This window comes from Streptomyces sp. NPDC048353, assembly GCF_055587165.1.
Genome location: NZ_JBVJGU010000011.1, coordinates 154633 through 170180, shown reverse-complemented (window position 1 = coordinate 170180; position 15548 = coordinate 154633). Strand labels below are relative to the sequence as shown.

14 protein-coding genes are annotated in these 15548 nt (G+C 74.0%); 10 read left to right on the top strand and 4 right to left on the bottom strand.

Annotated features, from left to right (window positions below; translation table 11 throughout):
- Nucleotides 1–3 precede the first annotated feature (3 nt).
- Nucleotides 4–1002, bottom strand: coding sequence for a TAXI family TRAP transporter solute-binding subunit (locus ACZ6RC_RS31080; RefSeq protein ID WP_391141324.1), 999 nt, complete (start codon nucleotides 1000–1002; stop codon nucleotides 4–6).
- Between the two features lie 171 nt (nucleotides 1003–1173).
- The gene (locus ACZ6RC_RS31075; RefSeq protein ID WP_469589536.1) at nucleotides 1174–2109 is read right to left on the bottom strand and encodes a LysR substrate-binding domain-containing protein; all 936 of its coding nucleotides are present in this window, start codon (nucleotides 2107–2109) and stop codon (nucleotides 1174–1176) included.
- 231 nt (nucleotides 2110–2340) lie between these two features.
- On the opposite strand from ACZ6RC_RS31075, the gene ACZ6RC_RS31070 reads away from it, so the two are divergent.
- The 5 genes from ACZ6RC_RS31070 to ACZ6RC_RS31050 all read left to right on the top strand — a co-directional run bounded on the left by ACZ6RC_RS31070 (nucleotide 2341) and on the right by ACZ6RC_RS31050 (nucleotide 7807).
- Nucleotides 2341–3636 (top strand): four-carbon acid sugar kinase family protein, encoded by a 1296-nt coding sequence (locus ACZ6RC_RS31070; protein WP_469589532.1) that lies wholly within the window; start codon nucleotides 2341–2343, stop codon nucleotides 3634–3636.
- On the top strand, nucleotides 3633–4646 hold the full coding sequence (gene pdxA / locus ACZ6RC_RS31065) for a 4-hydroxythreonine-4-phosphate dehydrogenase PdxA (RefSeq protein ID WP_453619351.1): 1014 nt from the start codon (nucleotides 3633–3635) through the stop codon (nucleotides 4644–4646). Before ACZ6RC_RS31070 ends, pdxA begins: the two co-directional genes overlap by 4 nt.
- The gene (locus tag ACZ6RC_RS31060) at nucleotides 4618–5370 is read left to right on the top strand and encodes a HisA/HisF-related TIM barrel protein (RefSeq protein ID WP_469589528.1); all 753 of its coding nucleotides are present in this window, start codon (nucleotides 4618–4620) and stop codon (nucleotides 5368–5370) included. The genes pdxA and ACZ6RC_RS31060 overlap by 29 nt, the downstream gene beginning before the upstream one ends.
- Nucleotides 5367–6887, top strand: coding sequence for a tRNA (N6-isopentenyl adenosine(37)-C2)-methylthiotransferase MiaB (gene miaB / locus ACZ6RC_RS31055; RefSeq protein ID WP_469589524.1), 1521 nt, complete (start codon nucleotides 5367–5369; stop codon nucleotides 6885–6887). Before ACZ6RC_RS31060 ends, miaB begins: the two co-directional genes overlap by 4 nt.
- Before the next feature lie 197 nt (nucleotides 6888–7084).
- Nucleotides 7085–7807 (top strand): class III extradiol dioxygenase subunit B-like domain-containing protein, encoded by a 723-nt coding sequence (locus ACZ6RC_RS31050; protein ID WP_469589521.1) that lies wholly within the window; start codon nucleotides 7085–7087, stop codon nucleotides 7805–7807.
- Nucleotides 7808–7916: 109 nt separating this feature from the next.
- Here ACZ6RC_RS31050 and ACZ6RC_RS31045 read toward each other — a convergent pair whose 3' ends face one another.
- Together ACZ6RC_RS31045 and ACZ6RC_RS31040 are read right to left on the bottom strand one after the other, a co-directional pair.
- Entirely contained in the window at nucleotides 7917–8234 is a 318-nt protein-coding gene (locus ACZ6RC_RS31045) for an antitoxin (protein WP_391141343.1), read from the bottom strand.
- Between the two features lie 49 nt (nucleotides 8235–8283).
- Nucleotides 8284–8556 carry a hypothetical protein gene (locus ACZ6RC_RS31040; protein WP_453619345.1) on the bottom strand — a complete coding sequence of 91 codons (273 nt, stop codon included), beginning with the start codon at nucleotides 8554–8556 and terminating at the stop codon, nucleotides 8284–8286.
- 182 nt (nucleotides 8557–8738) lie between these two features.
- Here ACZ6RC_RS31040 and miaA point away from each other — a divergent pair, with 182 nt between their 5' ends.
- The 5 genes from miaA (at nucleotide 8739) to ACZ6RC_RS31015 (ending at nucleotide 15417) form a co-directional block, all read left to right on the top strand.
- Nucleotides 8739–9677 (top strand): tRNA (adenosine(37)-N6)-dimethylallyltransferase MiaA, encoded by a 939-nt coding sequence (gene miaA / locus ACZ6RC_RS31035; RefSeq protein WP_453619343.1) that lies wholly within the window; start codon nucleotides 8739–8741, stop codon nucleotides 9675–9677.
- 108 nt (nucleotides 9678–9785) lie between these two features.
- A complete protein-coding gene (locus tag ACZ6RC_RS31030) occupies nucleotides 9786–10250 on the top strand; it encodes a hypothetical protein (RefSeq protein ID WP_469589624.1) in 465 nt (154 codons plus the stop codon).
- A gap of 250 nt (nucleotides 10251–10500) precedes the next feature.
- Entirely contained in the window at nucleotides 10501–11385 is an 885-nt protein-coding gene (gene dapF, locus ACZ6RC_RS31025) for a diaminopimelate epimerase (protein WP_469589517.1), read from the top strand.
- Between the two features lie 261 nt (nucleotides 11386–11646).
- Nucleotides 11647–13776 (top strand): RelA/SpoT family protein, encoded by a 2130-nt coding sequence (locus tag ACZ6RC_RS31020; protein ID WP_469589514.1) that lies wholly within the window; start codon nucleotides 11647–11649, stop codon nucleotides 13774–13776.
- A 150-nt stretch (nucleotides 13777–13926) separates the two neighbouring features.
- On the top strand, nucleotides 13927–15417 hold the full coding sequence (locus ACZ6RC_RS31015; RefSeq protein WP_469589510.1) for a M1 family metallopeptidase: 1491 nt from the start codon (nucleotides 13927–13929) through the stop codon (nucleotides 15415–15417).
- The last annotated feature ends 131 nt before the right edge of the window (nucleotides 15418–15548 follow it).

Sequence of the window (15548 nt, the reverse complement as noted above, 5' to 3'; positions counted from 1 at the left end):
GGTCTACGGCTTCACGGAGCGGTAGTAGCGCTTGGCGCCCTCGTGCAGCTCCAGCGGTTCGGTGTAGATCGCGGTGCGCAGATCGACCAGCTGGGCCGGGTGGACCTTGCCGCCGATCCGGTCGCGGCTTCTGATCACCGTACGCGTGAAACCCTCCACCAGGTCCGCGTCGATGTCCTCCGTGGTGACGAGCAGGTTCGCCACGGCCAGCGTCTCCACCGGCTGCCCGTCCTGGGCGAGGGTGTACGCGTCGGCGGGGATGGCCGCGGAGCGGTAGTGGCGGGTCGAGCCCCCGACGTCGTGGAGGTTGTCCACCAGGGCGGCGTCCAGCGGGACGAGCCGTACCGGAAGGCGTTGGGAGAGGGTCTGGACGGCGTGGGTGGGCAGTCCGCCCGACCAGAAGAACGCGTCCAGCTTCCCGCGCTCCAGCAGGGACGGCATCGTGTCGATACCGGCCGAGACCGGCCTGATGTCGACGTCCGGGGTGAGCCCGGCGGCCGCGAGGACCCGGTCCGCGATCAGCCGCACGCCGGAACCCTCCTGGCCGACGCCCACCCGCAGGCCGCGCAGGTCCTCGGCCGAGCGGATGTCGGAACCCTTGCGGACCACCAGCTGGACGTAGTCGTCGTAGAGGCGGGCGGAGCCCCTCAGCCGCTCGAAGCCGGGCTTGCGGTCCCGCTTGTACTGGGCCACGGCGTCGGCCGTCGCGATCGTGAAATCGGCCTCGCCGGAGGCGAGCCGGGCGAGGTTCTGCTGGGAGCCCTCGCTGTTCCGCAGCGCTATCGAGACATCGGGCAGATCGCGGGCGAGGGCCTGCTTCAGGAGCTCGCCGTACTGCTGGTAGACGCCGGTGGGCACGCCCGTACTGAAGGTCACCGAGCCGCTCGGCGCGGGCGAACCGAAAGGAACCAGCCACCAGACGAGCACTCCGCAGACCACCAGCAGCGCCGTCACGAGCTGGACGGCGCGGCGGCGGCTGGCACGGAAGAGGGCGGCGGGCATGGCGCGATCCTGCCAGCTGACTCCCCGCGATGGCCAGACGGGTCGCGGGGCGGCCGGGCACGGTCACGCTGGGCAGCCGCCTCGGGGGAGTCTCGGCGTACCTCCGCGGGCGCGGCGCGTCCCGGCAGTCCCGGCGGCGCATGGCACTCCGAGCGTGACGCCGGCGCGCGCTCAGGGAGCGGGGTCGGCGAGGGTGGGGTGTGCGGGAGAGTTGTCGCCCGGGGGCCGGAGCCCGGCCGACTGCGCGCGGAGCCAGTCGAGCAGCCGGGAGACCCGGGCGTCCCGCTCGGGCGGCCGGGGGCTGAGCAGTTGGTAGCGGGTGCCGTCGGCGACCAGGCCGAAGGGGGCGACCAGCTGACCGCGTACGAGATCGTCGTGCACCAGGGCGTACGGGCCGATCGCGACACCGAGCCCCGCGACGGCCGCCTGCAGCGCCAGGTAGAAGTGCTCGAAGGTCTGCTGCGAGACGCCGTCGACACGGGCGCCCGTCAGCCGCCGCCAGTCGTCCCAGGCCTGCGGCCGGGTACTGGTGTGCAGCAGGGTCAGGGCGGCGAGATCGTCCACCCCGCCGAGCCGCCGCGCCAGGTCGGGGCTGCACACGGGGCCGATCCGCTCCTCGAAGAGGGGCGTACGGCTGACCCCGGCGGGCACCGGAAAATCGTCCCGGCGCAGGGCGAGGTCGAGGGTCTCCCGCTCGAAGGAGACGGGGCCGCCGCCCGCCGACAGGTGCACGGTGAGGCCCGGGGCCCGGACGGCGAGGTCCGGCAGGCGCGGGATGAGCCAGCGCATGAGGAGCGTGGGCTCGCAGGACAGGGCGAGCGGACCGCCCTCCTCGCGGCCGGAGACCTGCCGGGCCGCCGTGTCGATCTGGTCGAGCGCGTCCCGGACGACCGCCGCCAAGCGGCGCGCCTGCGGGGTCGGGCGCAGCGATCGGGTCCCGCGCTCGAAGAGGGAGGTGCCGAGGGCCTTCTCCAGGTTCCGGATCTGGCGGCTGACCGCGCCGTGCGTGACGTGGAGCTCCTGGGCCGCCCGGGTCATGCTCGCGTGCCGCACCGTCGCCTCGAACGGCAGCAGGGTGTTCGGCGGCGGAAGGTCGGGCCAGCGCATGTGTGAAATCTACTCACAGGTGGGGTGAGAAGGAATCGCTTGTCCCGGGGGCTCCGCCCGCCCACTGTGGACGACGTCACGAACGGCTGGCAGCCGGCGAACCGAGGGAGACGGATCAGGATGGCACCCCGCTCACCGCACGGACCGCAAGGACTGCACGGGCCGCAAGGACCGCACGGGCCGCACGGGCCGCAGGAGGCGCCGCAGCCGGAAGGATCGGCCGGGCCGCCCGTGGCGAGCGTCGCCGTCCTCGCCGACGACCTCACCAGCGCCGGGGACGGCGCCGCCCCCTTCCGCCGGGGCGGCCACCGCGCTCAGGTCCTGCTCACCGTCCCGGCGCGGGCCGCCGAGGCCACACCCGGTGTGGTCGCCGTCGACCTCGGCAGCCGACTGCTCGACGAGGGGGAGGCCGTCGCCCGTACCCGCCGGGCGTCCGAGGCGTACGCCGGAGCGGACCTGCTGATCAAGACGGTCGATTCCACGCTCCGCGGCCATGTCGCGGCGGAGGTGCGGGCGGCGTACGCCGGTTCGCGCCGCCGAGCCGTGCTGATCGCGCCCGCCTTCCCGGCCGAGGGCAGGACCACGACCGGGGGCGTCCAGCACGTGCACGGCGTACCGGTGCACGAGAGCGCGTTCGGACGCGACCCGGCACACCCGGTCACCACGTCGGACCTCGCGCGCCTCCTCCCCGAAGCCACCGTCCTCGCCCCGGACGAGGTGGAGCGGCTGCCCGAGCTCGTCGCCCGGGGTGGCCTGCTCGTCTGCTCGGCCGCCACGGACCGCGACCTGGACCGGATCGTCGCCGCCGTCCCCGAGGTCCGGGACGTCCTCTGGGTCGGCTCCCCGGGCCTCGCCGCCGCCCTGGCCCGCCGCCACCCCCGTACCCCCGCCACCGCCACCGCCACCGCCTCCCCGGCCCCGGCCCCGGCCCCGATCCCGTACGAGAACGGGCGGGCGGCCCTGCCCGCTGCCGGGCGGCCGCTGCTGGTCGTCGGCAGCGCCCACCCGGCCGGCCGGCGCCAGCTCGACCTCCTGCGCGGACGGCCGGACGTGACCGCCGTGCCGGCCGACGACACCGCGGCCGCCGTCGCGGCACTGCGGCGGGCGACCACGGCGGTACGGGTCGTCCACACGCCCGACGCGCACCGCCCGGCCGCCGCCCCGGGCTCGCTCACCCGCGACCTGGCCCGCGTGACGGAAAGCCTGGTGGCGGACGGAGCGGTCGACGGGCTCGTCCTGACCGGAGGAGAGACGGCGGTGGCCGTGCTCCAGGCGCTCGGGGTCGCCGGCATCGAGCTGTACGACGAGCCCGAGCCGGGGATCGCCCGCGGCACCCTGATCGGCCCCCGGCCGGTCCCCGTCCTGATCAAGGCGGGTGGCTTCGGGGACGACAGGACGCTGACCCGGCTCTGCCGCCTCCTCACCGCCCCCGGCACCGACACGGGCGCCCCCGCCACCGGCGGAGGTACGGCCCCGGCGCCGGGCGGGGCAGGCGCCCCCGCCACCGAGAGGAGCGTCGACGCGTGAAACCCCTGGCCCTCACCATGGGCGATCCGAACGGCATCGGCCCCGAGATCACCGTCAAGGCCTGCGCCGACCCCGCCCGCCGCCCGCGGGTCGTCGTCATCGGCGATCCCGCCACTCTCACCCGCGCCTGCCGCACCACCGGCACCGACCTGACCGTGCGGCCGATCGACTCGGTCGAGCAGGCCGCGTACACCCCGGGTGTCATCGACGTCCTCGCGGAAGGGACCCTTCCGCCGGATCTGTCGCCCGGCACCGTCGACGCCCGCGCCGGGGAGGCGTCCTTCCGGTACGTCCGCCGGGGCATCGCGCTCGCCCTCGGCGGCGAGGTCCGGGCCTTGACCACCGCGCCCATCAACAAGGAGGCGCTCCGGCTCGCCGGCCTGCACTACCCCGGGCACACGGAGATCCTCGCCGAGCTCTCGGGCACCAGCGACTACGCGATGATGATGGCCAACGACGAGCTGCGGGTCGTCCTGGTCACCGTCCACCAGTCGCTGCGCACGGCCCTCGACTCCCTGACCACCGCGCGCGAGCTGGAGATCATCCGGCTGACCGACCGTACGCTCCGGGCCGGCGGGCCCGGCCGCCCCCGTATCGCCGTGGCCGCGCTCAACCCGCACGCGGGCGAGAACGGACTCTTCGGGCGCGAGGACCTCGACGTCATCGAGCCGGCCGTCCGGGCCGCGCGGGCGGAGGGCATCGACGCGAGCGGGCCCTGGCCGGCCGACACCGTGTTCATGCGGGCCCGGGCGGGGGAGTTCGACGCGGTCGTCGCGCAGTACCACGATCAGGGGCTGATTCCGGTCAAATACCTCGGCCTCGAACGCGGCGTGAACATCACCATCGGCCTGCCGTTCGTGCGCACCAGCGTCGACCACGGGACGGCCTTCGACCTCGCGGGGCACGGCACCGCCGACCACACGAGCCTGCTCACCGCCCTGCACCAGGCCGACGACCTGGCAGCCGACCCGGAGGACCCCCGTGGACTTCATCTTCATGCTCACCCGTGACGACCGGACCGTCACGGACTGCCTCGCCGTCCTCGACACTCTGAGCGCCCCGGACTCCGGGGACGCCCAGGACCCAGGCCGGGGCTCCGCCCCCGGCATCGACCACATCGGTTTCAAGGACGTCGGCGTCGACCCCGCGACGCTCGCCCGCCTCCACCGGCGGATCAAGGACAGGGGCGCCACCAGCTATCTCGAAGTGGTCTCCACCACGCGCGCGGAGGCGCTCGCCTCCGTACGCACCGCCGTCGACCTGGGCGTCGACTGGCTGATGGGCGGCGTCTGGATCGAGGAGACCCTGGCCCTCCTCGACGGCACCGGCACCCGCTACCTCCCCTTCGCGGGCGAGCCCCTCGGCCACCCCACCCGGCTGGCGGGCGACCCCGCCCGCATCGCCGAGGACTGCCGCCGCGCCGAGGCGGCGGGCTGCGCGGGCGTCGACCTGCTGGCCTTCCGCGCCGTCGACGCCGACCCGCTCGACCTCGTCCGGGCGGCCCGCGCCGCGACCGCCGGCCGGCTGGTGGTGGCCGGAAGCATCACCACCCCGGCCCGGATCCACGCCCTCGCGGAGGCGGGCGCCGACGCGTTCACGATCGGCTCCGCCGCCTTCAGCGGCGCCCTGCGCCCGGACGCCGGCACCCTCGGAGCGCAGCTCACCGCCATCGTCGAGGCCACGACAGCGGCCCGGACAGTCGCTCGCCCGGGGGCCTTTACCCTAGACAAGTGACCAACATCGACCGGAGCCGCGCCGTGGGCGAAGCCAAGACCTATGAGATCCGCACCTACGGGTGCCAGATGAACGTCCACGATTCCGAGCGGCTCTCCGGCCTGATGGAGGACGCCGGCTACGTCCGCGCGCCCAAGGGCGCCGACGGCGACGCCGACGTCGTCGTCTTCAACACCTGCGCCGTCCGCGAGAACGCCGACAACAAGCTGTACGGCAACCTCGGCCGGCTCGCCCCGATGAAGACCACGCGTCCCGGCATGCAGATCGCCGTCGGCGGCTGCCTCGCCCAGAAGGACCGGGACACCATCGTCAAGAAGGCCCCCTGGGTCGACGTGGTCTTCGGCACGCACAACATCGGCAAGCTGCCGGTCCTGCTGGAGCGCGCCCGCGTCCAGGAGGAGGCGCAGATCGAGATCGCCGAATCGCTGGAGGCCTTCCCCTCCACGCTGCCGACCCGCCGCGAGTCCGCGTACGCCGCCTGGGTCTCGATCTCCGTCGGCTGCAACAACACCTGCACCTTCTGCATCGTCCCGGCGCTGCGCGGCAAGGAAAAGGACCGCCGCCCCGGCGACATCCTCGCCGAGATCGAGGCCCTGGTCGGCGAGGGTGTCTCCGAGATCACCCTGCTCGGCCAGAACGTCAACGCGTACGGCTCCGACATCGGCGACCGCGAGGCGTTCTCCAAGCTGCTGCGCGCCTGCGGGAAGATCGACGGCCTGGAGCGGGTCCGCTTCACCTCGCCGCACCCGCGCGACTTCACGGACGACGTCATCGCGGCGATGGCCGAGACCCCGAACGTCATGCCGCAGCTGCACATGCCGCTGCAGTCCGGCTCCGACACCGTCCTGAAGGCGATGCGCCGCTCGTACCGGCAGGAGCGTTTCCTCGGCATCATCGAGAAGGTGCGCGCCGCGATTCCGCACGCCGCCATCTCCACCGACATCATCGTGGGCTTCCCCGGCGAGACCGAGGAGGACTTCGAGGAGACGATGCACACCGTCCGCGAGGCTCGGTTCGCCAACGCCTTCACCTTCCAGTACTCCAAGCGGCCCGGCACCCCCGCGGCCGACATGGAGGGGCAGATCCCCAAGGAGGTCGTGCAGGCGCGTTACGAACGCCTCGTCGCGCTCCAGGAGGAGATCTCCTGGGAGGAGAACAAGAAGCAGGTCGGCCGGACCCTGGAGGTCATGGTCGCCGAGGGCGAGGGCCGCAAGGACGGCTCCACGCACCGCCTCTCCGGCCGCGCCCCCGACAACCGGCTGGTCCACTTCACCAAGCCGGACCAGGACGTGCGACCGGGCGACGTGGTGACCGTCGAGATCACCTACGCCGCGCCGCACCACCTGCTCGCCGAGGGCCCGACGACGTCGGTACGCCGCACCCGCTCCGGCGACGCCTGGGAGAAGCGCACCACCGCCGCCGCGGCCAAGCCGGCGGGCGTCCTCCTCGGCCTCCCGCAGATCGGCGTCCCGGAACCCCTGCCGGCGGCCTCGGTCCCGGCCTGCGGCAGCCACTGACGCACAGACGGCGGGCCGCCCGGCGCGGCCTGCCGCGCGGGACGCGTCGGCTCGCGGGGCAGGGGCAGCGCGTCTGCCCCGGCCTGCCGGGACAAGCCCCGGGCGGCCTACGGGCAGCCCGGGGGCCTCGCTCGCTACGGACGGCCCCGGCCCGCCCGTCCCCGAACCGCCCCTGCCTCCCCAGTAGGCTGCGGATCATGCTTGTCGCCGCAGCCGTCTGCCCCTGTCCGCCCCTGCTCGTGCCCGAGGTCGCGACCGGGGCGGCTCCCGAGCTCGACGCCGCGCGGGCGGCGTGCGCCGACGCGCTGGGGATGCTGGCCGCGTCGCGGCCGGACCGGCTGTACGTCGTCGGTCCGGCGGGGGAGGACGCCGACGGAACGTACCCGGCCGGTTCGGTGGGGTCCTTCGCCGGTTTCGGGGTGGATCTGTCCGTGCGGCTGGGCACCGGCCCCGCCCCGGGGCCCGGAGGCGCCCGGCCGTCGCTCCCCCTCTCGCTCGCCGTCGCGGCGTGGTTCCTCCAGCGCACCGACTGGGCCGACGCGCCGGTCGAGGGGCGGGGGGTGGCCGAGCGGCTGGGGAGCGAGCGGTGCGCGGTCACCGGCCGTGAGCTGGCCGCGACGGCCGACCGTGTCGCGCTCCTGGTGATGGGCGACGGCAGCGCGTGCCGGTCCGTCAAGGCCCCGGGCTATCTCGACGAGCGCGCGGCCGCCTTCGACGCGGAGGTCGGCCGGGCGCTGGGCTCGGCGGACCCGGCCGCCCTGCTCGCTCTGGACGCGGAGCTCGCGTACGAGCTGAAGGCGGCGGGCCGGGCCTCCTGGCAGGTCCTGGCGGGCGCCGCCGAGGGCGCGGGCCTGGCGGGCCGCCTGCTCTACGAGGACGCCCCCTACGGCGTGGGGTACATGGTCGCGGCCTGGTCGTGACGCCCCGCAGGGCGAACGGGAACCCCTGATGACAGACGGCGGACGGCCGCGGAGCGTGATGCTCCGCGGCCGTCCGCCGTACGGAGAGACGGTCAGCCGACGCCGGGCGTCAGGCGGCCGGCGGGGTCGGACCCTGGCCTGGAGCCGTGCCCGGTCCCGTACCGGCTCCCGGCCCGGGAGTCGTGCCCGGAGCCGGGCCGGGACCCGGGGTGCCGTCGTCCTTGTGGGCGATCCGGTCCAGCGCGTCCTTGGCCTTGCCCGTGCCCGACTCGATCTTGGAGCTGTACTTGCCCTTGGTCTTCTCGTCGACCAGCCGCGCGGCCTTGTCCAGACCGTGGTCGATCTTCCCGCCGTGCTGCTGCGCGAGGTCGGAGACCTTGTCCTTGGCCGGGGCGAGCTTGGCCTTCAGCGAATCCAGGAGACCCATGGGTCACCATCCCTCCGGTAAACCGTCTGCCGTGCCCTGTTCCCAGGAGCTACTTCCGGGCGCTCTCACCGGCTTCGTTGTCCGCCGCCTCCTCGGCCGACTGCTGCTTGGGAATCTCAACCGCCTCGACCGCCTCGGCGGCCGGTGCCTCCTCGGCGACCCCGGCGGCCTCGGTGCTCTCCGCCGGCTCCGCCTCCGCGGGGACGTCGGAGGCGCTCTCCGCCGGCTCCGCGTCATCCGTCACGGCGACGGCCTCGGTCTCCTGCGTTGACGCCTCGGCAGCTTCCTTGCCCTTACGGCGAAACATTGCAAAAACGCCCATTTCCACTCCATAGCGTACTCGTGCGGGAGAAGCCCCGCGGCGCCCGGGGCGCCCCATTGCGCCACCCGGTGCGGCCGGCACGGAAACCGGCGGTCGGAACCTCGCAACAGGCAACGAAGCCGGATGCGGGTCGTCACGTCGCTCATTCGGGGACCCGGTCGGAGGTTTGCGAGACTGGGGCGGTGAGAAGTGCAGCTCCCGCCCCGCGGGTCATCGCCGTCGTCGGTCCCACAGCGGCCGGAAAGTCCGATCTGGGCGTTTTCCTCGCCCAGCAGCTCGGCGGCGAGGTCGTCAACGCCGACTCCATGCAGCTCTACCGAGGGATGGATATCGGTACCGCCAAGCTGACGCTCGAGGAGCGCGGCGGAGTCCCGCACCACCTCCTCGACATCTGGGACGTGACCGAGGCGGCCAGCGTCGCCGAGTACCAGCGCCTCGCCCGCGCCGAGATCGACCGGCTGCTCGCCGCCGGCCGCACCCCCGTCCTGGTGGGGGGCTCCGGACTGTACGTCCGGGGCGCCGTCGACGCCCTCGAGTTCCCCGGTACGGACCCGGCCGTACGAGCCCGCCTGGAGGCCGAACTGGAGGAACGGGGCTCCGGCGTCCTGCACGCCCGGCTGGCGGCGGCCGACCCCGAAGCCGGCCGCGCGATCCTGCCGAGCAACGGCCGCCGGATCGTCCGGGCGCTCGAAGTCATCGAGATCACGGGCAAGCCCTTCACGGCCAATCTGCCCGGCCCGGACTCGGTCTACGACACGGTCCAGATCGGCGTGGACGTCGAGCGTCCCGAACTGGACGAGCGGATCACCGCGCGCGTGGACCGCATGTGGGAGGCAGGGCTCGTCGAGGAAGTGCGCGCACTGGAGGCGCTCGGACTGCGCGAGGGGCGCACGGCGGCCCGTGCGCTCGGCTATCAGCAGGTGCTCACGGCGCTCGCGGGGGAGTGCACCGAAGACGAGGCGCGCGCCGAGACCGTGCGCGCCACCAAGCGCTTCGCGCGCCGTCAGGACTCGTGGTTCCGGCGCGACCCGCGGGTCCACTGGCTGAGCGGGGCCCTGGAACACCGCGGGGAACTCCCCGGGGAGGCGCTGAGGTTGATCGAACGAGCGGTTACAGCCTGATCACGTGATGGCATCGGGACGCCATGCCCGTCATTGCAGTGCTCGGGAGCGTGCCATCATCGAGCATCGATCGACCAAGTGGAGTCCGAGTGGGGAGGGCGCGTGGCGATGGAGGCCGGCCCTCGCGACACAGAGCAGCACGGCGCGATCCGGGGCGAAGCCCCGGGTGACGCGCCCGGTTTGACCCCGGACGGTCCCGACGACGCCCAGGGCACCGCCGTCGAGGTGGACGCCGACGAGGTCGAGGTCGAGCTGCGGCCCCAGCGCCGCCTGCGGATCTGGCAGCTCGCCCCCATCGTCGGCCTTGCCGCGCTCGGCTCCCTGATGTTCGCCTTCCCGCTCGCCTTCGGCTCGGGCGAAGGCGGCGCCGTCGTCGCCATGCTCGGGCTGCTCATCAGCTGCTGCGCCGCGGGCTGGGGCATGATGGCCGCCCGCAAGGTCGGCCACACCTGGCCGGGACTGCCCTCCCGCGGTTCGGGCGAGCGCCCGGACTGGCGGGTCATGGCCCTGTACGTCTGCGTCAGCGCGCTCCTGGTCGCCCTGGCGGTCTGGCGCGTCGCCCGCCTGCGCTGAGCCAGGCCGTCGGCTACGACGCCGCCGCTAAACCAGGACACCACCCGCCCCACGGACACACCACCGCCCTACGGATGCCTCCGCCCGGCCCGGGGGCCACACCCCGCCGGCCCACGAAACCCTTGCGGCCGCCCTCCCCCGGGGAGCCTCCGCGAGCCCGCCCCGGGAGGGCGCCCCCGTCAGGCCCCGCCCCCGTGTCGCGCCCCGCCCCGGGCGGCCCCTGTCGTACCCGACCCGTACAGTTGATGCCGTGACCAGCACGCAGACCTCGCCGCTCTCCTTCCTCAAGGGCCACGGGACCGAGAACGACTTCGTGATCGTTCCCGACGCCGACAACGCCGTCGAGCTGCCCGCCGACGTCGTCGCCCGGCTGTGCGACCGCCGCGCCGGGATCGGTGGCGACGGACTGCTGCACGTCGTCCGCAGCGCCGCCCACCCCGAGGCCAGGTCCATGGCGGCCGAGGCCGAGTGGTTCATGGACTACCGCAACGCCGACGGCTCCGTCGCCGAGATGTGCGGCAACGGCGTGCGCGTCTTCGCCCGCTATCTGGAGCACGCCGGACACGTCACGGCCGGAGAGGTCGCCGTCGCCACCCGGGGCGGCGTCAAGAAGGTCCACCTCGACAAGGACGGCTCCGTCACCGTCTCCATGGGCCGCGCCCTGCTCCCCGAGGACGGCGTCACCGTCACCGTCGAAAGCCGCAGCTGGCCCGCCCGGAACGTCAACATGGGCAACCCGCACGCCGTCGCCTTCGTCGAGAGCCTCGACCACGCCGGCACCCTCTTCACCGAGCCGCCGTACACCCCCGCCGAGGTCTACCCGGCAGGCGTGAACATCGAGTTCGTCGCCGACCGCGGGCCCCGCCACGTCGCCATGCGGGTCCACGAGCGCGGCGCCGCCGAGACCCGCTCCTGCGGCACGGGCGCGTGCGCCGTCGCCGTCGCCACCGCCCGCCGGGACGGCGTCGACCCGGCCGAGAGCGGTACGCCCGTGACGTACACCATCGACGTCCTCGGCGGCCGGCTGATCATCACCGAGCACCCCGACGGCGAGATCGAGATGACCGGCCCGGCCGTCATCGTCGCCGAAGGCGTGATCGACCCCTCCTGGCTCACCCCGCCCCACACGGCCTGACCCGCACGGTCGGACCACCTCGCCCCGCCGCCGCCGCCGGCCGGACACGGACGGCAGCCGCCGCGCGGGCGAGACGAGCGGCCTCGAAACGGGCGGAATCGAAACAGTCAACGACCGATCCGTCGCTCGAATGGGTGATCCGTTTCACGCTGGGCGAGAGCGGGACTGCACTGCGTGGTGGGCTCGGTAGCATCAAGCACCGGCAAGCCCGGCAGGCACGCCTTGCCCGCCCACCGCCGGTCGACGCCCCCGGAGGTGCCCATGAGTGCAGAGGCCGCCAACCCCGTGAGCGCAGCCGAGACCACCGGCCCAGACGCTCCCGGCCGCAGACGGGCCCGCGCGAGGATCGACCTCCGCCGGCTGGGCCGCGCCGCGCTGCTCGGCCCCGGCACCCGGGACCGCCTCCCCGACGCCATCGGCCACGTCGCCGAGGCCCACCGCGCCCACCACCCCGACGCCGACCTGGCCGTCCTGCGCCGCGCCTACGTCCTCGCCGAGTCCTCGCACCGGGGACAGTTCCGCAAGAGCGGCGAGCCGTACATCACGCACCCCCTCGCCGTCACCCTCATCCTCGCCGAACTCGGCGCCGAGACCACGACCTTGACCGCAGCGCTCCTCCACGACACCGTCGAGGACACGGAAGTGACGCTCGATCAGGTAAGGGAGCACTTCGGCGACGAAGTCGCCTATCTCGTCGACGGCGTGACCAAACTGGAGAAGGTCGACTACGGCGCCGCCGCCGAACCCGAGACCTTCCGCAAGATGCTCGTCGCCACCGGCAACGACGTCCGGGTCATGTCGATCAAACTCGCCGACCGGCTCCACAACATGCGGACCCTCGGCGTGATGCGCCCCGAGAAACAGGTCCGGATCGCCAAGGTCACCCGCGACGTCCTCATCCCGCTCGCCGAACGGCTCGGCGTCCAGGCCCTCAAGACCGAACTGGAAGACCTGGTCTTCGCCATCCTCCACCCCGAGGAGTACGAGAACACCCGCGCCCTCATCGCCGAGAACACCGGCGCAGGCGACGCGCTCGCCACCATCGCCGACCACGTCACCACCCTCCTGCGCGACGCCGGCATCACCGCCGAAGTCCTCGTCCGCCCCCGGCACTTCGTCTCCGTCCACCGTGTCCGCCTCAAGCGCGGCGACCTGCGCGGCAGCGACTTCGGCCGGCTCCTCGTCCTGGTCGGCGAGGACGCCGACTGCTACGCCGTCCTCGGCGAACTCCACACCTGCTTCACCCCGGTGATCTCCGAGTTCAAGGACTTCATCGCCGCCCCCAAGTTCAACCTGTACCAGTCGCTCCACACCGCCGTCGCCGCCCCGGACGGAGCCGTCGCCGAAGTCCTCATCCGCACCCACCAGATGCACAAGGTCGCCGAGGCCGGAGTCGTCGCCCTGGGCAATCCGTACACACCCCCCGCGAGCGCCGACGGAGGCGAGACCGCCGAGGACGGCGAGCGCGCCGACCCCACCCGCCCCGGCTGGCTCTCCCGCCTCCTCGACTGGCAGGAGGCGACCCCCGACCCCGACACCTTCTGGACCTCGCTGCGCGCCGACCTCGCCGAGGACCGGGAGATCACCGTCTTCCGCGCCGACGGCGGCACCCTCGGCCTCCCCGCCGGGGCGAGCTGCGTCGACGCCGCCTACGCCCAGTACGGCGAAGCCGCCCACTCCTGTCTCGGCGCCCGTGTCAACGGCCGCCTGGCGACGCTCGGCACGGTGCTGAACGACGGCGACACCGTCCAGCTGCTGCTCGCCCACGACACCGCCTCCGGCCCCTCCCCGGAGTGGCTCGACCACGCCCGTACCCCCGCCGCCCGCATCGCGATCACCGGGTGGCTCCAGGCCCATCCCGACACCGCGACCGCCCCGGCCGCCGACCCCCGGCCGGCCGCCTCGCACGCCGCCGACCGGAGCTCCGGCACCCGGCTCCTCGCCGACCTGCCCGGCACCACGGCCGGCGCCGTACGGCCGGCCGGCTGCTGCACGCCCGTACCCCCCGACGAGATCACCGGCTTCCTCGTACGCGGTGGAACCGTCACCGTCCACCGCACCGGCTGCGCCGCCGCCGACACCATGCGGCGCGTCGGCCGCGCACCCGTCACCGTCCACTGGGGCGACACCGACGCCTGCCGCGTCACCCTCGTCGCCGAGGCCTTCGGCCGCCCCCGGCTCCTCGCCGACCTCACCGAGGCCATCGCCGCCGCGGGCGTCGCGGTCGTCTCCGCCACCGTCGAACCCCCCACCGAACAGCGGGTCCGGCACACCTACACCCTCCAACTCCCCGACGCCGCCGGGCTGACCGCCCTCATGCGGGCCATGCGGGACGTGCCGGGCGTGTACGACGTCAGCCGCGCCCAGCACCCCGCCTCACCCGACCTCTGAACCTCCGCCCCACGCGAAGTCCGCACCCCCACCCGCCACACCCGGCACACGCGGCGCGCGGACGGCACCGTCAGCCCGGCGCTGACTCCTTCGGGTGGCGGGCGAGCGCGCCGCCCCGGCCCGGAGCCGGTGCACTGGTAGCCGTAGCTCATGCCGCTCACCTCCCGAACCACCTCCCCACGCGCGCGGTGGCTCCGCTCCGCCGTCCTGGTCGCCGCCTCGGCCGGACTCGTCGCCGCCGCGCTGCCCGCGCCCGCACCGCTCGGCATCGGGGACCCGCTCTTCCCCCACCTCGGAAACCCGGGGTACGACGTCCGCTCGTACGACATCCACCTCCGCTACGGAGGCAGCAACACCGAGCCCCTCGCCGCCGTGACCCGCATCGAGGCGGTCGCCACCGCGGACCTGGAGCGCGTCAACCTCGACTTCACCCACGGCCGCGTCTCCTCCGTCACCGTCGACGGCGCACCGGCCGACTTCGCCACCAGCGGCGAGGACCTGGTGATCACCCCGGCCGGGCCCGTCGAGGACGGCGACCCGCTGGAGATCGAGGTCTCCCACACCAGCGACCCGTCGGGACCCGCCGACACGGGCGGCTGGGTCCGCACCGGCGACGGCCTCGCCATGGCCAACCAGGCCGACGCCGCCCACCGCGTCTTCCCCTCCAACGACCACCCCGCCGACAAGGCGTACTTCACCTTCCGCATCACCGCCCCACGGGCCCTCACCGCCGTCGCCAACGGACTGCCCACCGGCCGGACCGAGCACGGCGCCACCACCACCTGGACCTACCGCACCGCCCACCCCATGGCGACCGAACTCGCCCAGGTCTCGATCGGCGACACCACCGTCGTCCACCGCACGGGCCCGCACGGCCTGCCCCTGCGGGACGTGGTGCGCACCGCCGACCGGGAACTCATGGAGCCCTGGCTGAAGCGGACCCCCGGCCACCTGGAGTGGATGGAGGCCCAGGTCGGCCCCTACCCCTTCGAGACGTACGGCCTGCTCGTCGCCGACGCCGACACCGGCTTCGAACTGGAGACGCAGACCCTCTCCCTCTTCGAGCGCCGGCTGTTCGCCGAGCCCGGCTACCCCGACTGGTACGTCGACTCGATCATGGTCCACGAGCTGGCCCACCACTGGTTCGGCAACAGCGTCTCACCCCGCTCCTGGTCCGACCTGTGGCTGAACGAGGGGCACGCCAGCTGGTACGAGGCGCTCTACGCCGACCAGGTGCGCAAGCAGCCCCTGGAGCGCCGGATGAAGGCCGCCTACGCCGCCTCCGACGGATGGCGGGCGGCCGGCGGCCCCCCGGCCGCCCCCGCGCCGCCCTCACCCGGGCAGAAGATCAGCCTCTTCCGTCCCGTCGTGTACGACGGGAGCTCCCTGGTCCTGTACGCGCTGCGGCAGGAGATCGGCGAGGAGGCGTTCCAGGTGGTCCAGCGGCGCTGGGTGAGCGAGCACCGGGACGCCACCGCGAGCACCGCCGACTTCACCGCGCTGGCGTCCCGCGTCGCCGGCCGCGACCTCACCGGGTTCTTCGCCGGCTGGCTCTATGCGAAGAAGACCCCGCCCATGCCCGGGCACCCGGACTGGACCAGCCGCGCCCCCCAGCCGGCGAAGGCCGCCACCGCGGGCTGAAGCACCCGGCGCCCCACGACGGCCGAACGCTCCGATACCAGGACGATGCTCCCCGTGTCCGGCAGCGGCGCCGAACCCCGGGAAACCGGGATGACGCGCCGCCCCCGGGCGTGACACCATCGTGGGGTCGG